This window comes from Streptomyces sp. NPDC107581 (assembly GCF_055657175.1).
On sequence record NZ_JBVKBH010000001.1, the window covers coordinates 430,908 to 452,868 of the forward strand.

Sequence of the window (21,961 nt, forward strand, 5' to 3'; positions counted from 1 at the left end):
AGAGCCGGGCGCAACAAGGAAGCCCCGCCCGTGAAGGGCGGGGCTTCCTCGCGTACCGATCGGGCTTCCGGGGCCGTTACAGCCCGCCCTCGGACATCCCGTGGACGGCCGGGATCGTGCCCAGGCGGCCCTTCTGGAAGTCCTCGAATGCCTGCATCAGCTCTTCCTTGGTGTTCATGACGAACGGGCCGTAGTGCTCCATGGGCTCACGGATGGGCTGTCCGCCGAGGAGGACGATCTCCAGGTCCGGCGTGTGCGCGTCCTGCGTCCCGTCCGCACGGACGGTCAGCGAGGAACCGCTGCCGAAGACGGCGGTCTGGCCCGTGCGGACGGGCCGGCGGTCCACGCCGACACTGCCGCGGCCCGCGAGGACGTAGCCGAGGCCGTTGAAGTCCTCGCGCCAGGGCAGGGTGATCTCGGCGCCGGGGGCGAGGGTCGCGTGGATCATCGTGATCGGCGTGTGCGTGATGCCGGGGCCCTGGTGGCCGTCCAGTTCACCCGCGATGACCCGCAGCAGCGCGCCGCCGTCGGGGGACGTCAGCAGCTGGACGTTGCCGCCGCGGATGTCCTGGTAGCGCGGGGGCATCATCTTGTCCTTGGCCGGGAGGTTCACCCAGAGCTGGAGGCCGTGGAAGAGGCCGCCGGACATGACGAGGTGCTCCGGCGGGGCCTCGATGTGCAGGAGGCCCGAGCCCGCGGTCATCCACTGGGTGTCGCCGTTGGTGATGGTGCCGCCACCGCCGTTGGAGTCCTGGTGGTCGAAGATGCCGTCGATGATGTAGGTGACGGTCTCGAAGCCGCGGTGCGGATGCCAGGGGGTGCCCTTGGGCTCGCCCGGCGCGTACTCCACCTCGCCCATCTGGTCCATCATGACGAACGGGTCGAGATGGCGATAGTCGATCCCGGCGAACGCCCGGCGCACCGGGAAACCCTCACCCTCGAAACCGCTCGGCGCGGTCGTGACGGCGAGCACGGGACGCGCCACGGCGTCGGCGGGAGCGGTCACCCGGGGCAGCGTCAGCGGGTTCTCGACGGTCACTGCAGGCATGGTCGTACCTCCTTGTGCGCCCACTTTAGTTGAGCGTTGAACTTCCTGCCACCCCCAACAGAGAAAGCCCGGAGGGAATTCCCTCCGGGCTCCACGGTGGCGAGCGGCGCGCGCCTCAGCCGCCGTACATCCGGCGCATCGCGAAGTCGACCATCTGCTCCACCGCCTTGGCGTCGAACACCATCCGGTGCTCCCCCTCCATGTCCAGGACGAAGCCGTAGCCGGTCGGCAGCAGGTCGATCACCTCCGCACCGGTGATCACGAAGTACTTGGACTCCTTGCCCGCGTACCGGCGCAGCTCCTTGAGCGAGGTGAACATCGGGATCACCGGCTGCTGGGTGTTGTGCAGGGCGAGGAAGCCGGGGGTGTCGCCGCGCGGGCAGTACACCTTGGTCGTCGCGAAGATCTGCTGGAAGTCCTCCGCGGACATCTGCCCCGTGGTGAAGGCGCGCACCGCGTCCGCGAGCGAGGGCGGGGACGGCTCGGGGTACAGCGGCTGCTGCTGGCCATAGCCGCCGACACCGCCCGCCATCGGCTGCTGCGGCGGCGGGGCGTACTGCTGCTGAGCACCCGGAGTCTGGTCGTAGCCGTACATGGGCATAAGCGTACTGAGTCACAGATGACGGGTTCGGGGTTGCTTCTTATTACCGACGGGTAGCATCATCGGAGCTACTTGTTGGTACGTGAACCAGATGCGAGGAGCCAGTGCCTCGCCGAGTCCTATACGGAGCCGTCACCATGGGGCACTACAAGTCCAATCTCCGCGACATCGAGTTCAACCTCTTCGAAGTGCTCGGCCGCGACAAGCTGTACGGCACCGGTCCCTTCGAGGAGATGGACACCGAGACCGCCAAGAGCGTCCTCAGTGAGCTGACCCGCCTCTCGGAGAACGAGCTGGCGGAGTCCTTCACCGACGCCGACCGCAACCCGCCGGTCTTCGACCCCGAGACGAACACCGCGCCCGTCCCGGCGTCCTTCAAGAAGAGCTACAAGGCCTTCATGGACTCCGAGTACTGGCGCCTGGGCCTGCCCGAGGAGATCGGCGGCACCACCGCCCCGCCGTCCCTGATCTGGGCGTACGCGGAGCTGATCCTCGGCTCGAACCCGGCGATCTGGATGTACTCCTCCGGCCCGGCGTTCGCGCGCATCCTCTTCGAGGAGGGCACCGAGGAGCAGAAGAAGCTCGCCGAGATAGCGGTCGAGAAGACCTGGGGCTCCACCATGGTCCTCACCGAGCCGGACGCCGGCTCCGACGTGGGTGCCGGCCGCACCAAGGCGGTCCAGCAGGAGGACGGCTCCTGGCACATCGAGGGCGTGAAGCGCTTCATCACCTCCGGTGAGCACGACATGGAGGAGAACATCCTCCACTACGTCCTCGCGCGTCCCGAGGGTGCCGGCCCGGGCACCAAGGGCCTGTCCCTCTTCCTCGTGCCGAAGTACCTGTTCGACTGGGAGACCGGCGAGCTGGGCGAGCGCAACGGCGTCTACGCCACCAACGTCGAGCACAAGATGGGTCTGAAGGCCTCCAACACCTGCGAGATGACCTTCGGCGACCGCCACCCCGCCAAGGGCTGGCTGATCGGTGACAAGCACGAGGGCATCCGCCAGATGTTCCGCATCATCGAGTTCGCCCGGATGATGGTCGGCACGAAGGCGATCTCCACGCTCTCCACGGGCTACCTGAACGCCCTGGAGTACGCCAAGGAGCGCGTCCAGGGTCCGGATCTGGCCAACTTCATGGACAAGACCGCGCCGAAGGTCACCATCACCCACCACCCCGACGTGCGCCGCTCGCTGATCACGCAGAAGGCGTACGCGGAGGGCATGCGCGCCCTCGTCCTCTACACCGCCTCGATCCAGGACGCGATCGCGGTCAAGGAGACGAACGGCGAGGACGCCTCCACCGAGCACGCGCTCAACGACCTGCTCCTGCCGATCGTCAAGGGCTACGGCTCCGAGAGGGGCTACGAGCAGCTCGCCCAGTCGCTGCAGACCTTCGGCGGCTCCGGCTTCCTGCAGGAGTACCCGATCGAGCAGTACATCCGCGACGCCAAGATCGACACCCTGTACGAGGGCACCACCGCGATCCAGGGCCAGGACTTCTTCTTCCGGAAGATCGTCCGCAACCAGGGCGCCGCGCTGAACGGCCTCGCCGAGGACATCAAGAAGTTCCTGGCGCTGGGCACCGGCGGCGAGGAGCTGTCGGGCGCCCGCGAGCACCTCGCGAAGGCGGCCGTGGAGCTGGAGGCGATCGTCGGCCTGATGCTGACCGACCTCGCGGCCACCGAGCAGGACGTCAAGAACATCTACAAGGTGGGCCTGAACACCTCGCGCCTGCTGCTGGCCTCCGGTGACGTGATCGTCGGCTACCTGCTGCTCAAGGGTGCCGCCATCGCCGCCGAGAAGCTGCAGACGGCCTCCGCGAAGGACGTGGCGTTCTACACCGGCAAGATCGCGGCGGCGAAGTTCTTCGCGGCCAACGTCCTGCCGTCCGTCACCCTGGCCCGCAAGATCTCGGAGAACGTCGACCTCGACCTGATGGAGCTGGACGAGGCCGCGTTCTAGAACCCCTCCAGGGGCCGCGCGCCAAAGGACCGGTTCGCCCGGATCCGCGCCGCCCGAAGGGCCGGTCACCCACCCGCCGATCGCCGCATGGGCCCGCTCCCCGTACCGGGGGCGGGCCCACGCACGTCGTTAAGGTAAGCCCCATGAGCGCACCAGCCCGCTTCGACCGCGGCCACACCGACGACCTGATGTCCTTCCTGGCGGCGAGCCCGTCGCCGTACCACGCCGTGGCGAACACCGCCGAGCGGCTGGAGAAGGCAGGCTTCAGGCAGGTCGCCGAGACGGACGCCTGGGACGGCACGAGCGGCGGCCGGTACGTGCTGCGCGGCGGCGCGATCGTGGCCTGGTACGTCCCCGAGGGGGCCACGGCCCACACCCCCTTCCGCATCGTCGGCGCGCACACCGACTCGCCCAACCTGCGCGTCAAGCCGCAGCCGGACACCGGCGCACACGGCTGGCGGCAGGTCGCGGTGGAGATCTACGGCGGCCCGCTGCTGAACTCCTGGCTCGACCGCGACCTGGGCCTGGCCGGCCGGCTGACCCTGCGCGACGGCTCCTCGGTCCTCGTCGACGTGGACCGGCCGCTGCTGCGGGTGCCCCAACTCGCCATCCACCTGGACCGTTCGGTGTCCTCGGAGGGCCTCAAGCTCGACAAGCAGCGCCATCTGCAGCCGGTGTGGGGCCTCGCCGACGACCTGCGCGACGGCGACCTGATCGCGTTCCTGGAAGCCGAGGCGAATCTCCCGGCGGGCTCGGTGACCGGCTGGGACCTGATGACGCACCCGGTGGAGCCGCCCGCGTACCTCGGCCGGGACCGGGAACTGGTCGCCGGGCCCCGGATGGACAACCTGCTGTCGGTGCACGCCGGCGCCGCCGCCCTCGCCGCCGCCGCGACCTCCGGCGCCGCGCTCACCCACATCCCCGTACTGGCCGCCTTCGACCACGAGGAGAACGGCTCGCAGTCGGACACCGGCGCGGACGGCCCGCTGCTCGGCACGGTCCTGGAACGCTCGGTGTTCGCGCGCGGAGGGTCGTTCGAGGACCGGGCCCGCGCCTTCGCCGGCACGGTCTGCCTCTCCTCCGACACGGGCCACGCCGTCCACCCCAACTACGCGGAGCGGCACGACCCGACCCACCACCCGCGCGTCAACGGCGGCCCGATCCTCAAGGTCAACGTCAACAACCGCTACGCCACGGACGGTTCGGGCCGCGCGGTGTTCGCCGCCGCCTGCGAGAAGGCCGGCGTCCCCTTCCAGTCCTTCGTCTCCAACAACTCCATGCCCTGCGGCACCACCATCGGCCCGATCACCGCGGCCCGGCACGGCATCCGCACCGTGGACATCGGCGTGGCGATCCTGTCGATGCACAGCGTGCGCGAACTGTGCGGCGCCGACGACCCGTTCCTGCTGGCCAACGCGCTGACGGCGTTCCTGGAGGGCTGACGCCGGCGCACCGCGGCGGCATGCCCGGCACGGCGCCGGGTACCCGGACGGCTCGGCAGACTCCGGACCGGAAGGGGAGGCGAGGGCTCATGGGCCTCGGCGGGTGCATCATCCTGATCGCTGTGGGAGCCATCCTCACGTTCGCGACCGACTGGCACATGCAGGGGGTCGACCTCCACGTCGTCGGCCTGATCCTGATGGCCGTCGGCCTCATCGGCACCGCCACGTTCACCGGCATCGCACGACGCCGGCGGGTCGTGGTCCCGCCGTCACCGGTGGTCGAGGAGGAACGCCACCACCATCACCACGGCGACGGCTACACCGACGGCTACGGCGTCTGACACTCCCCGGTCACCGCTCGTCCATTCCGGCCAGAACCAGCAGCAGCCGGTCCGTCCCGCCCTCGGTGAGACGGACCGGCACGCCCCAGTCCTGCTGGTGGACGTGACAGGCCGGGTACGCGTTGGCGGGGTCGTCGTCGCAGGAGGCCGCCATCGCCGAGACGTGCAGCACGCCCTCGGTCACGGACGGGTCCAGCTCCAGCTCGCGGGCGAGGTCCGTGTCCGCGCCCTCGCCCTTGAGCAGCAGCCCGGGCGGGGTCGAGGAGACCAGCAGCCGGGTCGAGGGGCCGTACCGCGTGTCCAGCTTCTGGCCCGAGGGGGCCTGGAAGACCACGTCCAGGCGGAGCCGGCCGGGGGCCACCTCGGTCGCCGCACGCCGGGTGCGGTGGGCGACCGGCTCCACGCGGACCGCCTCCTCGGGCAGCCGCAGCCGGGTCAGACGGTGCCGCGCCGACTCCACGACCACGATCTCGTCCCCGGCGAGGACGGCGTCGCCGGGCTCGCGCAGATCGGTGGCGAGGGTGCTGACCTCGCCGGTGGCGGGGTCGTAGCGGCGCAGGGCGTGGTTGTAGGTGTCGGCGACCGCGACCGAACCGTCGGGCAGCGCGGTGACGCCCAGCGGGTGCTGGAACAGGGCCTGTCCGGCCTCCCCGTCCCGGTGACCGAAGTCGAACAGGCCGGTGCCGACGGCGGTACGGACGTGTCCGTCCAGATCCACCCAGCGCAGCGCGGAGGTCTCGGAGTCGGCGAGCCAGAGCCGGTCGGCGGTGGCCGCGAGCCCGGAGGGCTGGGCGAACCAGGCCTCCTGCGCGGGGCCGTCCACCAGTCCCTCGTTGGTGGTGCCGGCCGCCACGGCGACGGTCCCGGTGGCGGGGTCGTACGTCCACAGCTGGTGGACACCGGCCATGGCGATCCACACCCTGCCGCCGAAGAAGGCCACGTCCCACGGTGAGGAGAGGTCCACCTCGCGGGCCGGACCGGAGGCCGGGGAACCCTGCCACCACTGTCTGCCGGTGCCGGCCAGGGTGGTCACCTCGCCGGTGGCGAGATCCAGGCGGCGCAGGGCGTGGTTGACGGTGTCGGCGACGATCACCGCCGTGCCGTCCTCGGACAGCGCGAGGCCCTGCGGCTCGCTGAAGGAAGCCTCCTCGGGGCCGCCGTCGGCGAACCCGCGCCTGCCGCTGCCGATGCACCGTACGACGGTCTCGGCGTCCTCGGCCAGCTCCACCAGCCGGTGCCGGGTGGTGTCGCTGACCAGGAACGTCCCGCCGGGCAGCAGCAGCGCCTTGCCGGGGAAGCGCAGCACCGTCGGCTCGGGCTCCGGCGGCACGTACGGACCGTCGCCGCGGCGCAGGGTGCCCTTCGCCGCATGCTCGGCCTCCAGCTCCTCGACCAGCCGCTCGATGGCGTGCACATGGCCCTCGCCGGCGTGCTGGGCGACCACGTACCCCTCGGGGTCGATGACGACGAGGGTCGGCCAGGCCCGGACCGCGTACTGCTTCCAGGTCGCCAGCTCCGGGTCGTCCAGCACGGGGTGCGCCACGCCGTACCGCTCCACGGCGTCCACGACCGCCCGGTGCTCGGCCTCGTGCACGAACTTCGGCGAGTGCACCCCGACGACCACCACCGTGTCCCGGTGCTTCTCCTCCAGCTCGCGCAGCTCGTCCAGGACGTGGAGACAGTTGATGCAGCAGAAGGTCCAGAAATCGAGGATCAATGTGCGACCTCGGAAGTCGGCGAGCTTCAGGTCCTTCCCGCCGGTGTTGAGCCAGCCACCCTTGCCGACCAGCTCGGGGGCACGGACGCGGGCACGCTTGCGGGGTGCGGGCGCGGGGGTGGGCGCCGGGGCAGCATCGTTCATATTTCGAGCTTGCCATTGACCCATGAACATCAGATCGGCTTTCACGCTCACTTCGACTCCCCAGGGTGCGGGTGGTTCCGGAGCTCCGCGTTGCAGTCGCTGACCACGGAGCCGTCGCCTTCGAGGCAGGCCTCTCGACGCTGCGTGGCCAGGGCGGTGCAGACTCCGCAGCCGACCGCCGGTACGGGATCCGGGTCCGTTCGCAGCGGCAGCTCTACCGGGGGTTGCGCATAGGTGATCAGCGTGCACGAGCCTCACCCCTGCAGCTGAGCCGCGCAAGAGAGCCTTCAGACAAGGCGGTTGGAGTGCCGGTGAAGGGACGAGAGCCTCCGAACTCGCCGTCCCGATCAGGGGTGACGAGTGCGGAGGCTCGTGGTGTTGCCCTGCCCTCCGGGCGGCATCATGGGGCGTTCGGCGGGCTTTGCAGGGCGTTAACTCTGTCGCTCTCGCGCCTGCGGCGGTCGATATCCGCTGGTCAGGGCGATGATAGGCCCGAAAAACGGCGTCGCACCCAGCGTGCATGTTCCGAGCTGGGGCCGGGGTCGGGATGGTGACCACAGCGCAACTTCGCGCCGGCCCTCCGATGGCCCCAGTGACGAAGTGACGGAATGACGGAATGACGTTTTGTTCTATTCCATCCATAGAGACACAGAACATCTCTTAAAGAGGTAATGGGCTTCGACCGTCATTCCGTCACTTCGTCACCCGTTGACTCCGCCCCAGCCTCGTCTCTGGTCGCCCAGACGATCCGGCAGCGCTCGTCACCGTTGAACCGCACGCCCACCCTGCCTCGCTGGACTTCCACGCGATCGATTGCAAGGCCAAGGCGTTCGCGCCTTCCGGCCGCATCATCGACTTCCCAAGCTTCACGTAGGAGGCCCGCATCCAGGAGCGGAGAGATGTCCACGGAAGGGGTCGGCATCCGCAGTAGATCCGCGCGCAGCCCCTCGATCCGGGTACGAAGTCGTCCGGCGAGCCGGTTGTACCGGTCGATCGCGTCTGCGCCGGTGAACTCGCCACGGACGTACCTGGCCTCCTCCAGGTCCGCCAGGCGGGCCTCCTCGTCCTCGATCTCCGCCTCGATGGCATCTCGCTTAGCGAACACCTCCGGGTCCTGCCTCTTCGCCCAGCGATCGGCAATTGCGGCCAGCAGCGGGTCCTGGGGCTCCAGGGACGGCAGGCGTGAGAGGAATGCCTGGGTCACGTAGTCGTCGACGCTCTCCACCCGAGCCGAGACGCCGGAGCATCCTCGCCCCATCCGGTGGCTGGAGCACTGGTACGACGTGCCGGCCTTGCTCATCCGAGCCCCGCAGAGGCCGCAGCGCGCTGTGCCAGTGAGCAGTGACTTGCCCTGCTTGTGGCCGTGCCGCTTTCCCGCCAGTGGAAACGTCCGCGCTTCGAGCTGGCGGAGGATGAGCTCACGCTCCCCGACCGTGATGATCCCCTCACCGATACTCACGGTTTCGAGCGTCTCCGGATCCCGGTAGGGAGAAACCCGGTTCATGTACCTGCGTGTCCCGTCCGCCTGCTCCTCGTACGCGGTCTGCGGCATGAGCCCGGCGAAGGCCGGTGAGCGAAGGAGCTGCATGACGCTGGACGAGTTCCACTCGCCTCCGCGGGCCGACTCCACACCGTGCTCGTTCAGCAGTCGGGCGATGTGGACGAGGGCCTTCCCGGAAAGCGCTTCATCGGCAATCAGGCGGGCGTAGACGGATGTCTCGGGGTCGTGCACGAGCTTCTTCGTCTCCGGGTCCACCAGGAGCCCGTAGGGCGGCTGCCCACCGATCCATTGCCCCCGCTGCCGCAGGTATCTCTTTGCGCTGCCGACACGCATCCCGAGATTGCGCGACTCATTGCGCGCGAGTTCCGCCAGCATCGCGATGGTGACGCGGGCGCTGTCGTTCCTCGTGTCGAGCCCGTCCATGACGGAGACCAGCCGTCCGCCGACCCGGCCTATGCCGTCCAGCGCTTTGCCGACCTCTCCGATGCCCTTGCGGGACAGACGGTCGAGCTTCCAGACGACCAGAACGCCCACGACTCCGGCCGTGACGGCTGTGATCGCCGCGTCGAACCCCTTGCGGCTGACGCTCTTGTAGCCGGAACGTCCACGGTCGATGTGGACCTTGCGGACGGTCAGTCCGTTGCGCTCCGCCCACGCCCGGCAGTCGGCTTCCTGGCGGTCGATCGCGGTCTTGCCCTCCCGGTCAAGGGACAGGCGCAAGTACAGGTCAGCGGTGGTGTGTTGGTGCACGTCCCCACGCTAGTGAGAAGTGCGCACATTGGTTCAGGAAATCCAGAAATCGAGGATCACCACGCGCCCGCGGAGGTCGGCGAGCCTCATGTCCCTGCAGCCGGTGTTGGTCCATCCGCCCTTGCCGGCTCGCGGACACGTACGCGACGCGGGGCGGGAGTGGCGGCGTTCATGGGTCAAGGGTGCCATCCTCGGCCGGGGAGGCCTGCGGCACTCCTGTGCGAAAGACATTCCATGACCTGGGACGGAGGAGGGACAGTTGGCTGTTGACGGAAGCGGGACGGCTGCGGAGGGCGCGGTCGGTGCGGAGGATGCGGTCGGTGCGGAGGGCACGGTCGGCGCGGAGGGCACGGTCGGCGCGGAGGGCACGGTCGGCGCGGACGGGGCGTTCGGTGCGGACGGCGCGTTCGGTGCGGAGGGTGCGGCAGGTGCCGGGCAGGTGTTCATGGCACTGCCGGGGCCCACGGAGGACGGGAGGCAGCCGTTCCTGAAGTGCCTGGCCGACGTGGTCCGGGTTCTGGGGCTCGATGTCGACCCAGAGCCGGACGCAGGTGACGAACGGCAGTGGGGACACGAGGTGCGCGCCGCCCTGCGGCAGGCGTGCCACCAGGAGTTGGTGCTGTCCCGGGCGTCCTTCGACGTCCTCATGAACGCCGCGGTCCATGACCCGGACCCGAGCTTCAACCGCCACTTCGTCGAGCCGGCCCTGAACGCCTTCGGATACCGGCGCGTCCGCTCCGCGCTGCTCGACCGTCTGCGGACGGGCACCGACCAGGAACGGGCAGGCGCCGCTCGGGCCTGGTACTGGTCGGCGCTGCCGCTTCGGCTCCCCAGGGTCAGGGCGGAGGACTCGGACAACGAAAGCCGGGCAGGGACCGACGACAGGTCCGTCATCGCGGGCGAGTGGAACGAGGCCGCGCTCCGAGAGTTCGTGAGCAACCAGCACCTCGACGTCCGGCGCTGCATTCTCCCCGGACTGCCGCTCCGGAAGTCGACGTACCCGCCTGAGCTGCACGACCTAGTGGAGGAGGCTGTGGTGATCGCCCGATCGCATCCGGACGAGTACATCCGCCACCGCGTGGAGCACCAGGTCCGCGGCTGACGGAAAGCCCAGCAGCTCAGGAAGGTGCCACCCGGCGCCGACAACGGGCCCGGCGCCGGCCGACAGCGGGTGCGGCGCCGGCCGTCAGCAGGTCTGGCGCCTGCCGACAGCGGGCCCGGCGCCGACCGTCAGCGGGTGCGGCGTCTGCCGTCAGTCCTGGTGGACCACGTTCCTGCCGGGGCCGCCGGAGAGCGTGTCCCTGCCCGCGCCGCCGTACAGCCGGTCGTTCCCGCTGTTGCCGTACAGCCGGTCGTCGCCGCTGTTGCCGTACAGGACGTCGTCACCCTTGCCGCCGTACAGGGTGTCGGCGCCGGATCCGCCGGTGATCACGTCCTTGCCGTCGTCGCCGGACAGGTACTGGGCCCCGGCACCGCCGTGCAGCGTGTCGTCGCCCTTGCCGCCCTGCACGATGTTGTCACCGCCGCTCGCGTTGACCGTGTCGTTGCCGTCCCCGCCCCAGGCCAGGCCCTCCGCGCCCACGGTGAGGGTGTCGTTGCCGGCATCGCCCGAGACGTAGGCGCCGTCGAGGCGGCCGGAGTCGGTCGCCCTGTCGTTGCCGGCACCCAGCGAGATCTGGGCGTAGGAGTACACCTGGTCGGTGGCGTTCTTGTACGCCAGCGTGTCGTTGCGGTCCCCGAGGTCCATGACCAGGGCCGCGTAGGGGTCCTGGCTGTCCACGAGGGTGACCGTGCAGGAGACCTTCGTGCGGTCCGTGCCGACGGGGTGGGCGCAGTCGTGACCCGCGCTGATCGGGACGGTGTCGTCGATCACGTAGGTGATGCCCGCGCGGTCCGCGGTGAGCGACGCGGTGACGGTCGCCTTGTTGGTCTGGCCGGCGGCGGCCTTGTAGGTGAGCTGCCAGTCGTACTGGTTGACCGCGGCGGTGGCCGGCGCCGTCGCCGCGGCGGCGGAGCCGGCCAGGGTGAGCGGTGCGGCGACGGCCGTGGCGAGCAGCAGCGTCGCCGCCGGGACGGCGCGTATCACCCGACGGCGTGCGGGGCGGGAGAGCATGGCGAAACCTCCGAGAGGGACGTGCGGCGCGGAACGCCTGACACAGGATCCGACTCGGAGCTCGCTCGTTTGGTTGGTCAACTTCCCTGCCGACACGGGAAGTTCAGCTGCGGGACACCTTTTGTCCCGGTGGAATCCGGGGTCCGGTCAGCCGAGGGCGTGTCCGGTCGTCACGTCCACGTGCCCGGGCACCTCGTCGTGCCGGTCGCCCACCGTGAGGGTGCCGGTGGGTTCGAGGAGCAGGATGCGGGTGGGCACGGGCGCGTAGGGCCGGTGTTCGGTGCCGCGCGGGACGGTGAACACCGAGCCCTCGGGGAGGACGACCGTACGCTCGCCGGCCGGCTCCCTGAGGGCGATGTGCAGTTCGCCGCCCAGGACCAGGAAGAACTCGTCGGTGTGATCGTGCACGTGCCAGACGTGCTCGCCCTCGATCTTCGCCACGCGTACGTCGTAGTCGTTGACCGTGGTGACGATGCGCGGGCTCCACTGCTCGGTGAAGGAGGCGAGGGCCGCCTCCAGGGAGATCGGTTCCATGCGTTCATCGTCACGGGTGCGGGACGGGCCCACGAGTGCTAGAAATCGCATATGGCGCAAGAATCCTCTCAACCGGTTCGGCCCCACCGGGTCGCCGTGATCGTCGACGGCGGTACGAACCCGTTCGAGGTCGGTGTCGCCACCGAACTGTTCGGCCTGCCCCGCCCCGAACTGGACCTACCCCAACCCCTGTACGAGGTCACCCTGTGCGCACCGACGCCCGACGTGCGGATGAACCACGGCTTCTTCACGCTGACCGCGGTGCCCGGCCTGGAGGCGGCGGACGAGGCGGACACCCTGGTCGTACCCGGCCGCCCGGACAACGTCGTACCGCGCGGGCCCGATGTCCTGGACGCGATCCGGCGCGCGCACGCGCGGGGCGCGCGGATCGTGAGCTTCTGCACCGGCAGCTTCGCGCTCGCCGAGGCGGGGCTGCTCGACGGCAGACGGGCCACCACCCACTGGCTGTGGGCCGACTCCTTCCGGACGCTCCATCCGGGGGTGCGGCTGGAGCCGGACGTGCTCTACGTGGACGAGGGCGACGTCCTGACCGCCGCCGGCAGCGCGGCGGCGCTCGACCTGGGGCTGCACATCTGGCGCCGGGACCACGGGGCCGAGATCGCCAACGCGGTCTCCCGGCGCCTCGTCTTCGCCGCCCACCGCGACGGCGGCCAACGGCAGTTCGTGGAGCGCCCGGTGCCCGCGGTCCCCGACGAGTCGCTGGGCCCGCTGCTGGCCTGGGCCCAGGAACGGCTGGACGAGCCGCTGACGGTGGCGGACCTGGCCGCCCGCGCGGCCGTCTCCCCCGCCACCCTGCACCGCCGTTTCCGCGCGCAGCTCGGCACGACCCCGCTGGCCTGGCTCACCGGGGAGCGGGTCGCGCTGGCCTGCCGGCTGATCGAGCGGGGCGAGGAGCGCCTGGAGGTCGTGGCGGACCGCAGCGGCCTGGGTACGGCGGCCAACCTGCGGGCGCGGCTGCGTCGCGAGACGGGGCTGAGCCCGTCGGACTACCGCAAACGCTTCGGACCGCAGCCCGCCGTTCCCTCCGGCTCCGTTCCCTCCTGCGCCGTTCCCGCCGTTCCTTCCGGATCCGTGATGATTTCGCCGCGCCGGGGAACGGTAAGCGCATGAGACTCCTCGTACGCGACCGGCTCCTCGGCATCGGTGACGACTACTGGATCGAGGACGAGCACGGCCGGAAGGTGTTCCTCGTCGACGGCAAGGCCATGCGGCTGCGGGACACCTTCGAGCTGAAGGACGCCCAGGGGCGTGTCCTGGTCGACATCCACCAGAAGATGCTCGCCCTGCGCGACACGATGGTGATCGAACGGGACGGCGAGGGCCTGGCCACCATCAGGCGCAAACGGCTGTCCCTGCTGCGCAACCACTACCGGGTCGCGCTGGCGGACGGCAGCGAACTGGACGTCAGCGGCAGGATCCTCGACCACGAGTTCGCCATCGAGTACGACGGCGAGCTCCTCGCGGTGATCTCCCGCCGCTGGCTGCACCTGCGGGACACGTACGGCGTCGACATCGTGCGCGAGGACGCCGACCCGGCGCTGCTGATCGCCGTCGCGGTGTGCGTCATCCACCTGGCCCAGAAGGAACGGGAGGACGACTGAGGACCACCGGAGGACGGCTGAGGGCGCCTTTCAGCGGCGCGGCGGCACTCAGCAGTGCTGCGGCTTTCAACGGCGCGGCGGCACTCAGCGGCGCGGTGCCACTCGGCAGTGCTGCGGCTTTCAGCGGCGCGGCGGCTCCAGGCCCAGCATGCGGTCCTTCAGGGCCGGGAACTGTTCGCGGGTGGCCGCCACCTTCGCCGGGTCGAAGTCGACCGTGAGGACCTCCTCGGCGGCGCCCGCCTCGGCCAGCACCTCGCCCCACGGATCCACCACGATCGAGTGACCCGCCTGCGGAACTCCGGCATGCGTCCCGGCCGTTCCACAGGCGAGCACGAACGCCTGGTTCTCCACCGCCCGCGCCTGGGCCAGCAGCGTCCAGTGCGCGCGCCGCCGCTCGGGCCAGCCCGCCGGGATCACCAGGGTCTCGGCGCCGGCGTCGACGAGTCCGCGGAAGAGTTCGGGGAAACGGAGGTCGTAGCAGGTGGCCACGCCGAGGGTGGTCCCGGGCAGCCGGACCGTCATCAGGTCCCGCCCGGCGCCCATCAGCACGGCTTCGCCCTGGTCGAAACCGAAGCGATGGATCTTGCGGTAGGCCGCGGCCAGATCACCGGAGGGGGAGAAGACGAGAGAGGTGTTGTAGAGGGGACCGTCGGGGTCCCGTTCCGGGATGGAGCCGGCGTGCAGCCACACGTCCGCGTCGCTCGCCGCCTTGGCCATCGCCTCGTACGTCGGCCCTTCGAGCGGCTCGGCCTCCGGGCCGAACTCCTCGTAGGCGAAGGCGCCGGTGGTCCACAGCTCGGGCAGGACCACGAGGTCGGCCCCGGACTGCTCCCGTACCAGCGCGGCCACCCGCCGCCGCCGGGCGGCCACCGATTCGCCCTCGTCCACGGCAATCTGGATCAGCGAGGCGCGCACACTACCACCGTCCTGGCATTCGAGTCGTCCACACGGGCCTACGATCGTCACACGAAAGCACTGCCGGGGTGCCTCAGAGCAGCGTAACTTAGCGTCTCAAGACACCCGCCGAGTGCAGCCACCTCCCGCTGGCAAAGCCGCCACAACCTGCCCGTGTACCGACCGCCAAGGGGCCCCGTTCCGTGAGTCTGCATCCCACCCTCCAGCCCTACGCCGACGCCTGGACCCATTCCATCGAAGCGATATCCGAGCTGGTGGGCTCGCTCGTGGAGGGCGAGTGGAACCGGCGGACCCCCTGTCCGGGCTGGTCGGTCCGTGACGTGGTCTCGCACGTGATCGGCCTGGACTGCGAGATGCTCGGCGATCCGCGCCCCATCCACACGCTGCCCCGCGACCTCTTCCACGTCACCAACGAGCACCAGCGGTACATGGAGATGCAGGTCGACGTCCGCCGCCACCACACGGCACCCGAGATGACGTCGGAGCTGGAGTACACGGTCATCCGCCGCAACCGCCAGCTGCGCAACGAGTCCCGCGAGCCCGGCACCACGGTGCGCGGCGCACTGGGCAAGGACATCACCCTCGAACAGGCCATGCGGACGAGGGCCTTCGACGTCTGGGTGCACGAGCAGGACCTGCGCACGGCCCTCGGCCACCCCGGCAACCTCGACTCGCCCGGCGCGCTCATCGTCCGCGACGTCCTCCTGGAGGCGCTGCCCAAGGTCGTCGCCAAGAACGCGGACGCGCCGCGCAGTTCCGCCGTCGTCTTCGACGTGCACGGCCCCGTGGAGTTCCTGCGCACCATCCGTGTCGACATCCAGGGCCGCGGCACCCTGGAATCCGCCCCCGCCCTGGGCCCCGCCGCCACCCTCACCCTCGACTGGGAGACCTATGTCCGCCTGGCCTGCGGCCGGGTGACCCCGGAGGCGGTGGCGGACCGCATCAAGACGGAGGGCGACCCGGATCTGACGGCGGCGATCCTGCGCAACTTCACGGTGACGCCGTAGGACCGCCCGCGGTCGGATCCTCCGGTGTCGCCGGTTCCCTCCCGTCGCCGGCGTGCACGCCATGAACGGCACCCCGGCGGCTTCGCACCCCGACGACGTTCCGCCCCGGCTCACCCGGCTCGCCGTCCACCGCCCCCTCCGCAAGGCCTTCGCGGCCGCGCTGGTCCGGCGCCCGGCGGCGACGCGTCCCGGCAGCGTGCCGGACATCGGCTGCGGCCGGGGCGGGTTGCCGCAGGTCGCTCAGCCTCCCGGCGGACCGCAGACGTGCGGGCGCGGACCGCAGACGTGCGGGCGCGGGTGGGGGCACCCGGCTCACACCGGTACGTGCACCGCCTCCACCCGGCTCGCCACCAACCGCTCCCGCTCCCTCCGGGCCGCCCGCCCCCGCAACCGCAGGATCTGGCTCACCCCCAGCGCCTGGAGGACGAACACGGCCGAGAAGGCCACCGCGTAGTCGTCACCGGTGGCGTCCAGCAGGACCCCGATCGCGAACAGCGTCGTCATCGAGGCGATGAAACCACCCATGTTGGTGATACCGGACGCGGTGCCCTGTCGCTCGGGCGGGTTGGCCGGGCGGGCGAAGTCGAAGCCCAGCATCGAGGCCGGACCGCACGCGCCGAGGACCGCGCAGAGGGCGACCAGCAGCCGCATGGGGGCGTGCTCGCCGGGCCAGGCGAGGGTGAGCGCCCACAGGGACGCCGTGGCCGCGACCGTGCCGAGGGCCAGCGGCAGCCGGGCCGCATGGTGCCGGGCGACGATCTGGCCGTAGACCAGTCCGATCACCATGTTGGACAGGACGACGAGCGTCAGCAGTTCACCGGCCGTGGTGCGGGACAGCCCCTGCGCCTGGACCAGGAACGGCAGCCCCCACAGCAGCAGGAACACCATCGCCGGGAACTGGGTCGTGAAGTGCACCCACAGGCCCAGCCGGGTACCGGGCTCCCGCCAGGCCGCGGCGATCTGCCGGCGGACGTAGGCCGCACCCTGGTGCGGGGACGGGTCGGGCTCGTGTCCTTCGGGGTGGTCCTTCAGGAACAGCAGGGTCAGCACCAGGACGACCGCACCGGCCAGCGCGCTGCCGGCGAACGCCGGGGTCCAGCCGACGCCGTGCAGCAGCCGGGCGAGGACCAGGGTGGAGACCAGGTTGCCCGCCATGCCGACCAGGCCCGCGAGCTGTGCGACCAGCGGCCCGCGCCGGGCCGGGAACCAGCGGGTGCCGAGGCGCAGCACGCTGATGAAGGTCATCGCGTCACCGCACCCGAGCAGTGCGCGCGAGGCGAGCGCAGTGCCGTAGGAGGGCGAGAAGGCGAAGCCGAGCTGGCCCGCGGTGAACAGCACCGCGCCGATGCCCAGCACCTTCTTGGTGCCGAGCCGGTCCACCAGCAGGCCGACGGGTATCTGCATGCCGGCGTAGACCAGCAGCTGCAGGATCGAGAAGGTCGAGAGGGCGGAGGCGCCCACGTGGAAGCGGTCGGCCGCGTCCAGGCCGGCCACGCCGAGGGAGGTACGGAAGATGACGGCGACGAAGTAGACCGAGACGCCGACGGTCCAGACCGCGAGGGCGCGACGGCCGCCCGGAGGGTCACCCGGCAGGGTGGCGTTGCTCATCGCACCTCCCCCCGCGCGAGGTGCGAGAACCAGCTCACGTGCCGGTGCACGACCCCCACGGCCGCCTCCGCGTCCCCGGAGCGCAGGGCCTCCAGGATCTCCTCGTGCTCGGCGAGCGTCTTGGCGATCCGGTCGGGGTGCGAGTGCATGACGGCGACGCCCATCCGCAGCTGACGGTCGCGCAGCTGGTCGTAGAGCCGGGACAGGATCTCGTTGCCGCCGCTGCGCACGATCTCGGCGTGGAAGCAGCGGTCGGTCTTCGCCGCGCCGGCCAGGTCACCCGCTGCGGCCTGCGTCTTCTGCTGCTCCAGCAGCTCGGCCAGCCGTTCCAGGAGCCCGGGCGGGGCGGGTACGGCCTTGCGGGCCGCGTGCTCCTCCACCAGCAGCCGGGTCTCCACCACGTCGGCGATCTCCTGTGCGGAGACCGGCAGGACCAGGGCGCCCTTCTTCGGGTAGAGCCTGATCAGGCCCTCCACCTCCAGCCGCAGCAGCGCCTCCCGTACGGGTGTGCGCGAGACGCCGACGGCCTCGGCCAGTTCGCCTTCGGTGAGCAGGGTCCCGCCCTCGTAGCGGCGGTCGAGGACGCCCTGTTTGACGTGGGCGTAGACGCGGTCGGCGGCGGGTGGTTGCTTGGTGGGCGTGGCCATGTCCACAGCATAGATACAACACGTACGCATGAGAGGGATTCGTCCAGCATGCGGACGTGATGCAGATCTCCCCCAGCGGCTGCACAACCTTCTGTGCTACTTACGTGTCACACACCTGCGGCCCCACTTTCTTGCCACCTCAACTCGGCCGCACCGTAGGGGCATTCAACACAATCGGGGTATCTCACTTTGATTACCGGCATTAAGGGCACCCGCCGCATCCGCCGAGCCACCGCCGTCGCCGTCACCTCCGGCGCGCTGCTCGCCACCGGCGCCCTCACCGCGGCGCCCGCACAGGCCGTCACGACGCCCTCGATCGTGGCCAAGGGCGGCTACGTGATGAACAACGCGAACGGCAAGACGCTGTACACCAAGGCCGCCGACACTCAGCGGTCCACCGGCTCCACCACCAAGATCATGACCGCCAAGGTCGTGCTCGCCCAGTCGAACCTCAACCTCGACGCCAAGGTGACGATCCAGAAGGAGTACAGCGACTACGTCGTCAGGAACAACGCCTCCCAGGCCCACCTGATCGTCGGCGACAAGGTCACGGTCCGCCAGCTGCTGTACGGCCTGATGCTCCCGTCGGGCTGCGACGCCGCCTATGCGCTCGCCGACAAGTACGGCAGCGGCTCCACCCGCGCCAAGCGCGTGGCGAGCTTCATCGGCAAGATGAACGCGGCCGCCAAGAGCCTTCACCTGAGCAACACGCACTTCGATTCGTTCGACGGCATCGGCAACGGCAAGAACTACTCGACTCCGCGCGACCTGACGAAGATCGCCAGCAGCGCGATGAAGAACTCGATGTTCCGCACGATCGTCAAGACCAAGAAGTACACGGCGAAGACGGTCACCAGGACCGGCGGCTCCCGGACCATGCAGACCTGGGAGAACACCAACACGCTGCTCAGCAGCTACAGCGGCGCCATCGGCGTGAAGACCGGTTCCGGCCCCGAGGCCGGCGCCTGCCTCGTCTTCGCCGCCACCCGCAACGGCAAGACCGTCATCGGCACGGTCCTGGCCTCCAGCACGTACGCCCAGCGGGCCACGGACGCCACGAAGCTCCTCAACTACAGCTTCGCGCGCGCCTGACCGCCGCACCGCACACCCGAACGGGCCCGTCGCACCTCGCGGCGGGCCCGTTCTGCTGCCCACCCCGATCACGGCCCACTCCGATGAACCGTATGGGGCCGGGCAGGCGGGCGCAGTTCGGTGATGCCTAGGAGCCGGGCGAGCGTGAGGAACGTCAGGGCCAGGGCGAGGACACCGGCCACCGTGGCGAGGGCGGTCGACGCCGTGCCCCCGTCGCCGACGGCCGCCGCACAGGCCCGTGCCACCGCCCAGCCCGCCGCCGCGCCCCCGGCACCCGCGCCCAGCAGCTTGGCGTACGTCCTGCGCAGGGTGCCGTCGTCCAGGCGTCCACCGGTCCTGCGGGCCAGCAGACGGGCGGTGAGGAGGAGACCCGCGAGGTAGGAGAGGGTGTAGGCGCCCGCCATGCCGGTGACCGCCCAGCGCACGGGAAGCAGCAGGTGGCAGGCGGTGGCGAGCGCGATGTTCACGGTCCCGATCCACACCGCCATGAAGAACGGCGTACGGGTGTCCTCGAAGGCGTAGAAGCCGCGCAGCAGCAGGTACTGGGCCGAGAAGGGGATCAGGCCGAGACCGAACGCCTGGAGCATGTGGCCGAGAGGCTGGGCGGAAGCCGCGTCGGCGGCGCCGTGGGCGAACAGCAGCGTCGCGATCTGCGGGCCGAGCGCCGTGAACAGGAACGCCGCGGGCACGATGACGACCCCGCTGATCCGCAGTGTGCGGGACAGATCGGCGCGCAGGTCGTCGATCCTGCCCACCGCGGCGGCCTTGCTCATGCGTGGCAGCAGAGCGGTGACCAGGGAGACGGTGACGACGGACTGGGGCAGCGTCCAGATGTTCTGGGCGTAGCTGTACGACGTGTAGCCCACGCCGGCCTCCGGCAGCGCCTGGTCGGCCGTGGTGGCGTAGTGGGTGACCACGGCCAGCGCGATCTGGTTGGCCAGGACGAACAGCAGTGTCCACTTCGCCGCGTGGATGCCGGAACCGAGCCCGGTGCCACGCCAGTCGAAGCGGGGCCGGAACCGGAATCCGGCGGCGCGGGCGAAGGGGATCAGCGCGAGGGCCTGTACGGCGATGCCGGCGGTGGTGCCGATGCCGAGCCAGCGGACCTGGGCGGCGGTGACGTCGGCGACCGACCGCGGGACGGTCATCAGCTCCAGGTAGGCGCCGAACATGCCGATGAGGACGATGTTGTTGAGGACCGGGGTCCATGCCATCGCCCCGAACTTCTCCCGGGCGTTGAGGACCTGGCCGACGATGGTGAAGAGGCCGTAGAAGAAGATCTGCGGCAGCAGGAACCTGGCGAAGACGACCGTGAGCCGGAAGGCTTGGTGGCTGTCCGGCGTGTCCCTCATGTAGATGCCCACGATCTGCGGGGCCGCCCAGACGGCGAGTGCGGTCCCGGCGGCCAGCACCGTGATGACGAGGGTCACCAGCCGCTGCTCGTAGGCCCGCCCGCCGTCGGGATGCGTGGCCCTGGCGCGCACCAGCTGCGGGACGAGCACGGCGTTCAGCGCGCCGCCGATCAGCAGGATGTAGAGGCTGGTCGGCAGGGTGTTCGCCGTGTTGTACGTGGTCGCCGCCAGGCTGTTGCCGAGCGCGGCGGCCTGCAGCACCTGCCGGATCAGCCCGCTCGCCCGTGACACGACGGTGGCCCCGGCCATGATCACCGACGACCGCGCGAGGCCGCCCCTGCCCGCCGCGGTCCGTCTCTTGGCATGCCGAGCCCTGCCCTTTTCCCCCGTCACCATGACGTCAAGATAAGGGAGTTGATCTGAGTCCAGCGAAATAGACGATCTTCCCACGCAATAGTGAACATTCCTGGGCCAGTTGGCATATGCGCGACTCTCCGCTCTACGTTCCGCGGAGGAGGTGGTTCACATGAACGAACCGGGCAAGCGGCCCGACGCGGGCGAGCAGCATGAGGCGATCGACGTCAGCGACTTCGTGTACGCGGCGACCGGCGCACGGGTACGACGGCTGACCATGCCGGACGGGACCCATTGGTTCCCGGCGGTGGATGTCTGCAAGGAGCTGGGGCACAGCAACTCGAGGCAGGCACTCGCCGACCATGTCCCCGAAGACCACCGAGAGATTCTCGAGACAGTAACTGGAGCTTACGGTCTCAGCATTCCCCCAGGTAGAGAGTGGCGCCGAGACCTGAATGTCATCTCCCTCCAAGGTCTCATCCTCCTCGTCAGCGCCTGCACCAAACCCGCCTGCGCCCCCTTCAAACAGTGGGTCGCCGAGGTGATCGAGACAGTCCAGCGGGAGGGTTCCTACACGCTCGAAGAGGCCGAGGTGCAGCCCGCCGGTCCGGGTGCCCCCATCGCCTACGCCATGCCGGAACAGGTCGCCGAGGCCATCGTCCGGCTGGAGGCGCACAACCTCAGGCTGGACGAGGAGCTGGCGAACGGTCAGCGCGAATCGCTCGCGCTGCACCGGGAGATGCTCGCCACGCAGCAGGCCACGCTCGCCGTGCAACAGGCCTCCCTCACCGTGCAACAGGCCTCGCTCACCGTGCAAGAAGCCACGCTCACCGCGCAGCAGGCCATGGTCCGCGCGATGGAACGCATCGCGGACCGGCTCGACGCCCTCGTCCTCGGACGTCCGACGCCCGGCGGCCACCTCACGGTGCTGCCCACCACGGAGTCCGTGCTGGCCGCCTGGCGGCAGCGGCTGTCCGTGACGGAGGACGTGTGGACGGTGGCCGTGGTGATCGCGCCGGTCCTCGTCGAGAAGGGTGAGCTGCGCGAGCCGCTGGAGTCGATCGCGGCCCGTACGGGTCTGCCGGTGCGCCGTGTGAACGAATGCCTCCGCCTGCTGCGCAAGCACGCCTGCATCCGCTCGCGGGGCGGGGCGGAGGACGGGGCACCGGTGTACGTGCTCAACCAGCCCTGAGAGGACCGGTCCGGAAG

19 protein-coding genes are annotated in these 21,961 nt (G+C 70.3%); 9 read left to right on the forward strand and 10 right to left on the reverse strand.

Translation table 11 applies throughout. The annotated features are described in order from the left end of the window. Nucleotides 1–76: 76 nt before the first annotated feature. Nucleotides 77–1,048, reverse strand: a complete 972-nt coding sequence (locus ACZ7P3_RS01965; protein WP_472078410.1) for a pirin family protein — start codon at nt 1,046–1,048, stop codon at nt 77–79. 115 nt (nt 1,049–1,163) lie between these two features. After that, nucleotides 1,164–1,643 (reverse strand): SseB family protein, encoded by a 480-nt coding sequence (locus ACZ7P3_RS01970; protein ID WP_472078411.1) that lies wholly within the window; start codon nt 1,641–1,643, stop codon nt 1,164–1,166. A gap of 143 nt (nt 1,644–1,786) precedes the next feature. Between ACZ7P3_RS01970 and ACZ7P3_RS01975 the strand changes: the two genes are divergently transcribed. The 3 genes from ACZ7P3_RS01975 (at nt 1,787) to ACZ7P3_RS01985 (ending at nt 5,396) form a co-directional block, all read left to right on the forward strand. After that, the gene (locus ACZ7P3_RS01975) at nt 1,787–3,613 is read left to right on the forward strand and encodes an acyl-CoA dehydrogenase (protein WP_472078412.1); all 1,827 of its coding nucleotides are present in this window, start codon (nt 1,787–1,789) and stop codon (nt 3,611–3,613) included. A gap of 143 nt (nt 3,614–3,756) precedes the next feature. Beyond that, complete coding sequence (locus ACZ7P3_RS01980) at nt 3,757–5,055, forward strand: M18 family aminopeptidase (RefSeq protein WP_472078413.1); 1,299 nt, start codon at nt 3,757–3,759, stop codon at nt 5,053–5,055. A gap of 89 nt (nt 5,056–5,144) precedes the next feature. Then, nucleotides 5,145–5,396: a DUF6458 family protein gene (locus tag ACZ7P3_RS01985; protein ID WP_472078414.1), complete on the forward strand. Its 252-nt coding sequence runs from the start codon at nt 5,145–5,147 to the stop codon at nt 5,394–5,396. Nucleotides 5,397–5,406: 10 nt separating this feature from the next. Here the strand turns inward: ACZ7P3_RS01985 and ACZ7P3_RS01990 are convergent, their stop codons facing one another. Both ACZ7P3_RS01990 and ACZ7P3_RS01995 read right to left on the reverse strand, forming a co-directional pair. After that, nucleotides 5,407–7,257, reverse strand: coding sequence for an NHL domain-containing thioredoxin family protein (locus tag ACZ7P3_RS01990; protein ID WP_472078415.1), 1,851 nt, complete (start codon nt 7,255–7,257; stop codon nt 5,407–5,409). A gap of 685 nt (nt 7,258–7,942) precedes the next feature. Next, nucleotides 7,943–9,508, reverse strand: coding sequence for a recombinase family protein (locus tag ACZ7P3_RS01995; RefSeq protein WP_472078416.1), 1,566 nt, complete (start codon nt 9,506–9,508; stop codon nt 7,943–7,945). 259 nt (nt 9,509–9,767) lie between these two features. Here ACZ7P3_RS01995 and ACZ7P3_RS02000 point away from each other — a divergent pair, with 259 nt between their 5' ends. Then, nucleotides 9,768–10,610 (forward strand): hypothetical protein, encoded by an 843-nt coding sequence (locus ACZ7P3_RS02000; protein WP_472078417.1) that lies wholly within the window; start codon nt 9,768–9,770, stop codon nt 10,608–10,610. Nucleotides 10,611–10,760: 150 nt separating this feature from the next. Here ACZ7P3_RS02000 and ACZ7P3_RS02005 read toward each other — a convergent pair whose 3' ends face one another. Continuing rightward, nucleotides 10,761–11,621: a calcium-binding protein gene (locus ACZ7P3_RS02005; protein WP_472078418.1), complete on the reverse strand. Its 861-nt coding sequence runs from the start codon at nt 11,619–11,621 to the stop codon at nt 10,761–10,763. Between the two features lie 147 nt (nt 11,622–11,768). Beyond that, nucleotides 11,769–12,155 carry a cupin domain-containing protein gene (locus tag ACZ7P3_RS02010; protein ID WP_472078419.1) on the reverse strand — a complete coding sequence of 129 codons (387 nt, stop codon included), beginning with the start codon at nt 12,153–12,155 and terminating at the stop codon, nt 11,769–11,771. A gap of 51 nt (nt 12,156–12,206) precedes the next feature. Between ACZ7P3_RS02010 and ACZ7P3_RS02015 the strand changes: the two genes are divergently transcribed. Both ACZ7P3_RS02015 and ACZ7P3_RS02020 read left to right on the forward strand, forming a co-directional pair. Next, nucleotides 12,207–13,286 (forward strand): GlxA family transcriptional regulator, encoded by a 1,080-nt coding sequence (locus tag ACZ7P3_RS02015; RefSeq protein WP_472078420.1) that lies wholly within the window; start codon nt 12,207–12,209, stop codon nt 13,284–13,286. Continuing rightward, nucleotides 13,283–13,777, forward strand: coding sequence for an LURP-one-related/scramblase family protein (locus ACZ7P3_RS02020; RefSeq protein WP_472078421.1), 495 nt, complete (start codon nt 13,283–13,285; stop codon nt 13,775–13,777). The genes ACZ7P3_RS02015 and ACZ7P3_RS02020 overlap by 4 nt, the downstream gene beginning before the upstream one ends. 120 nt (nt 13,778–13,897) lie before the next feature. On the opposite strand, the gene ACZ7P3_RS02025 is transcribed toward ACZ7P3_RS02020, so the two are convergent. Next, a complete protein-coding gene (locus ACZ7P3_RS02025) occupies nt 13,898–14,692 on the reverse strand; it encodes a carbon-nitrogen family hydrolase (protein ID WP_472078422.1) in 795 nt (264 codons plus the stop codon). A gap of 182 nt (nt 14,693–14,874) precedes the next feature. Between ACZ7P3_RS02025 and ACZ7P3_RS02030 the strand changes: the two genes are divergently transcribed. Then, the gene (locus ACZ7P3_RS02030; protein ID WP_472078423.1) at nt 14,875–15,699 is read left to right on the forward strand and encodes a maleylpyruvate isomerase family mycothiol-dependent enzyme; all 825 of its coding nucleotides are present in this window, start codon (nt 14,875–14,877) and stop codon (nt 15,697–15,699) included. 312 nt (nt 15,700–16,011) lie between these two features. Here ACZ7P3_RS02030 and ACZ7P3_RS02035 read toward each other — a convergent pair whose 3' ends face one another. After that, on the reverse strand, nt 16,012–17,307 hold the full coding sequence (locus tag ACZ7P3_RS02035; RefSeq protein WP_472078424.1) for an MFS transporter: 1,296 nt from the start codon (nt 17,305–17,307) through the stop codon (nt 16,012–16,014). Next, nucleotides 17,304–17,954: a GntR family transcriptional regulator gene (locus ACZ7P3_RS02040; protein WP_472078425.1), complete on the reverse strand. Its 651-nt coding sequence runs from the start codon at nt 17,952–17,954 to the stop codon at nt 17,304–17,306. Before ACZ7P3_RS02040 ends, ACZ7P3_RS02035 begins: the two co-directional genes overlap by 4 nt. Before the next feature lie 189 nt (nt 17,955–18,143). On the opposite strand from ACZ7P3_RS02040, the gene ACZ7P3_RS02045 reads away from it, so the two are divergent. Beyond that, nucleotides 18,144–19,046 (forward strand): D-alanyl-D-alanine carboxypeptidase family protein, encoded by a 903-nt coding sequence (locus ACZ7P3_RS02045; protein WP_472078426.1) that lies wholly within the window; start codon nt 18,144–18,146, stop codon nt 19,044–19,046. 68 nt (nt 19,047–19,114) lie between these two features. Here the strand turns inward: ACZ7P3_RS02045 and murJ are convergent, their stop codons facing one another. After that, complete coding sequence (gene murJ, locus ACZ7P3_RS02050) at nt 19,115–20,794, reverse strand: murein biosynthesis integral membrane protein MurJ (RefSeq protein WP_472078427.1); 1,680 nt, start codon at nt 20,792–20,794, stop codon at nt 19,115–19,117. A gap of 130 nt (nt 20,795–20,924) precedes the next feature. Here murJ and ACZ7P3_RS02055 point away from each other — a divergent pair, with 130 nt between their 5' ends. Beyond that, nucleotides 20,925–21,944, forward strand: coding sequence for a BRO-N domain-containing protein (locus ACZ7P3_RS02055; RefSeq protein ID WP_472078428.1), 1,020 nt, complete (start codon nt 20,925–20,927; stop codon nt 21,942–21,944). Nucleotides 21,945–21,961: the final 17 nt, after the last annotated feature.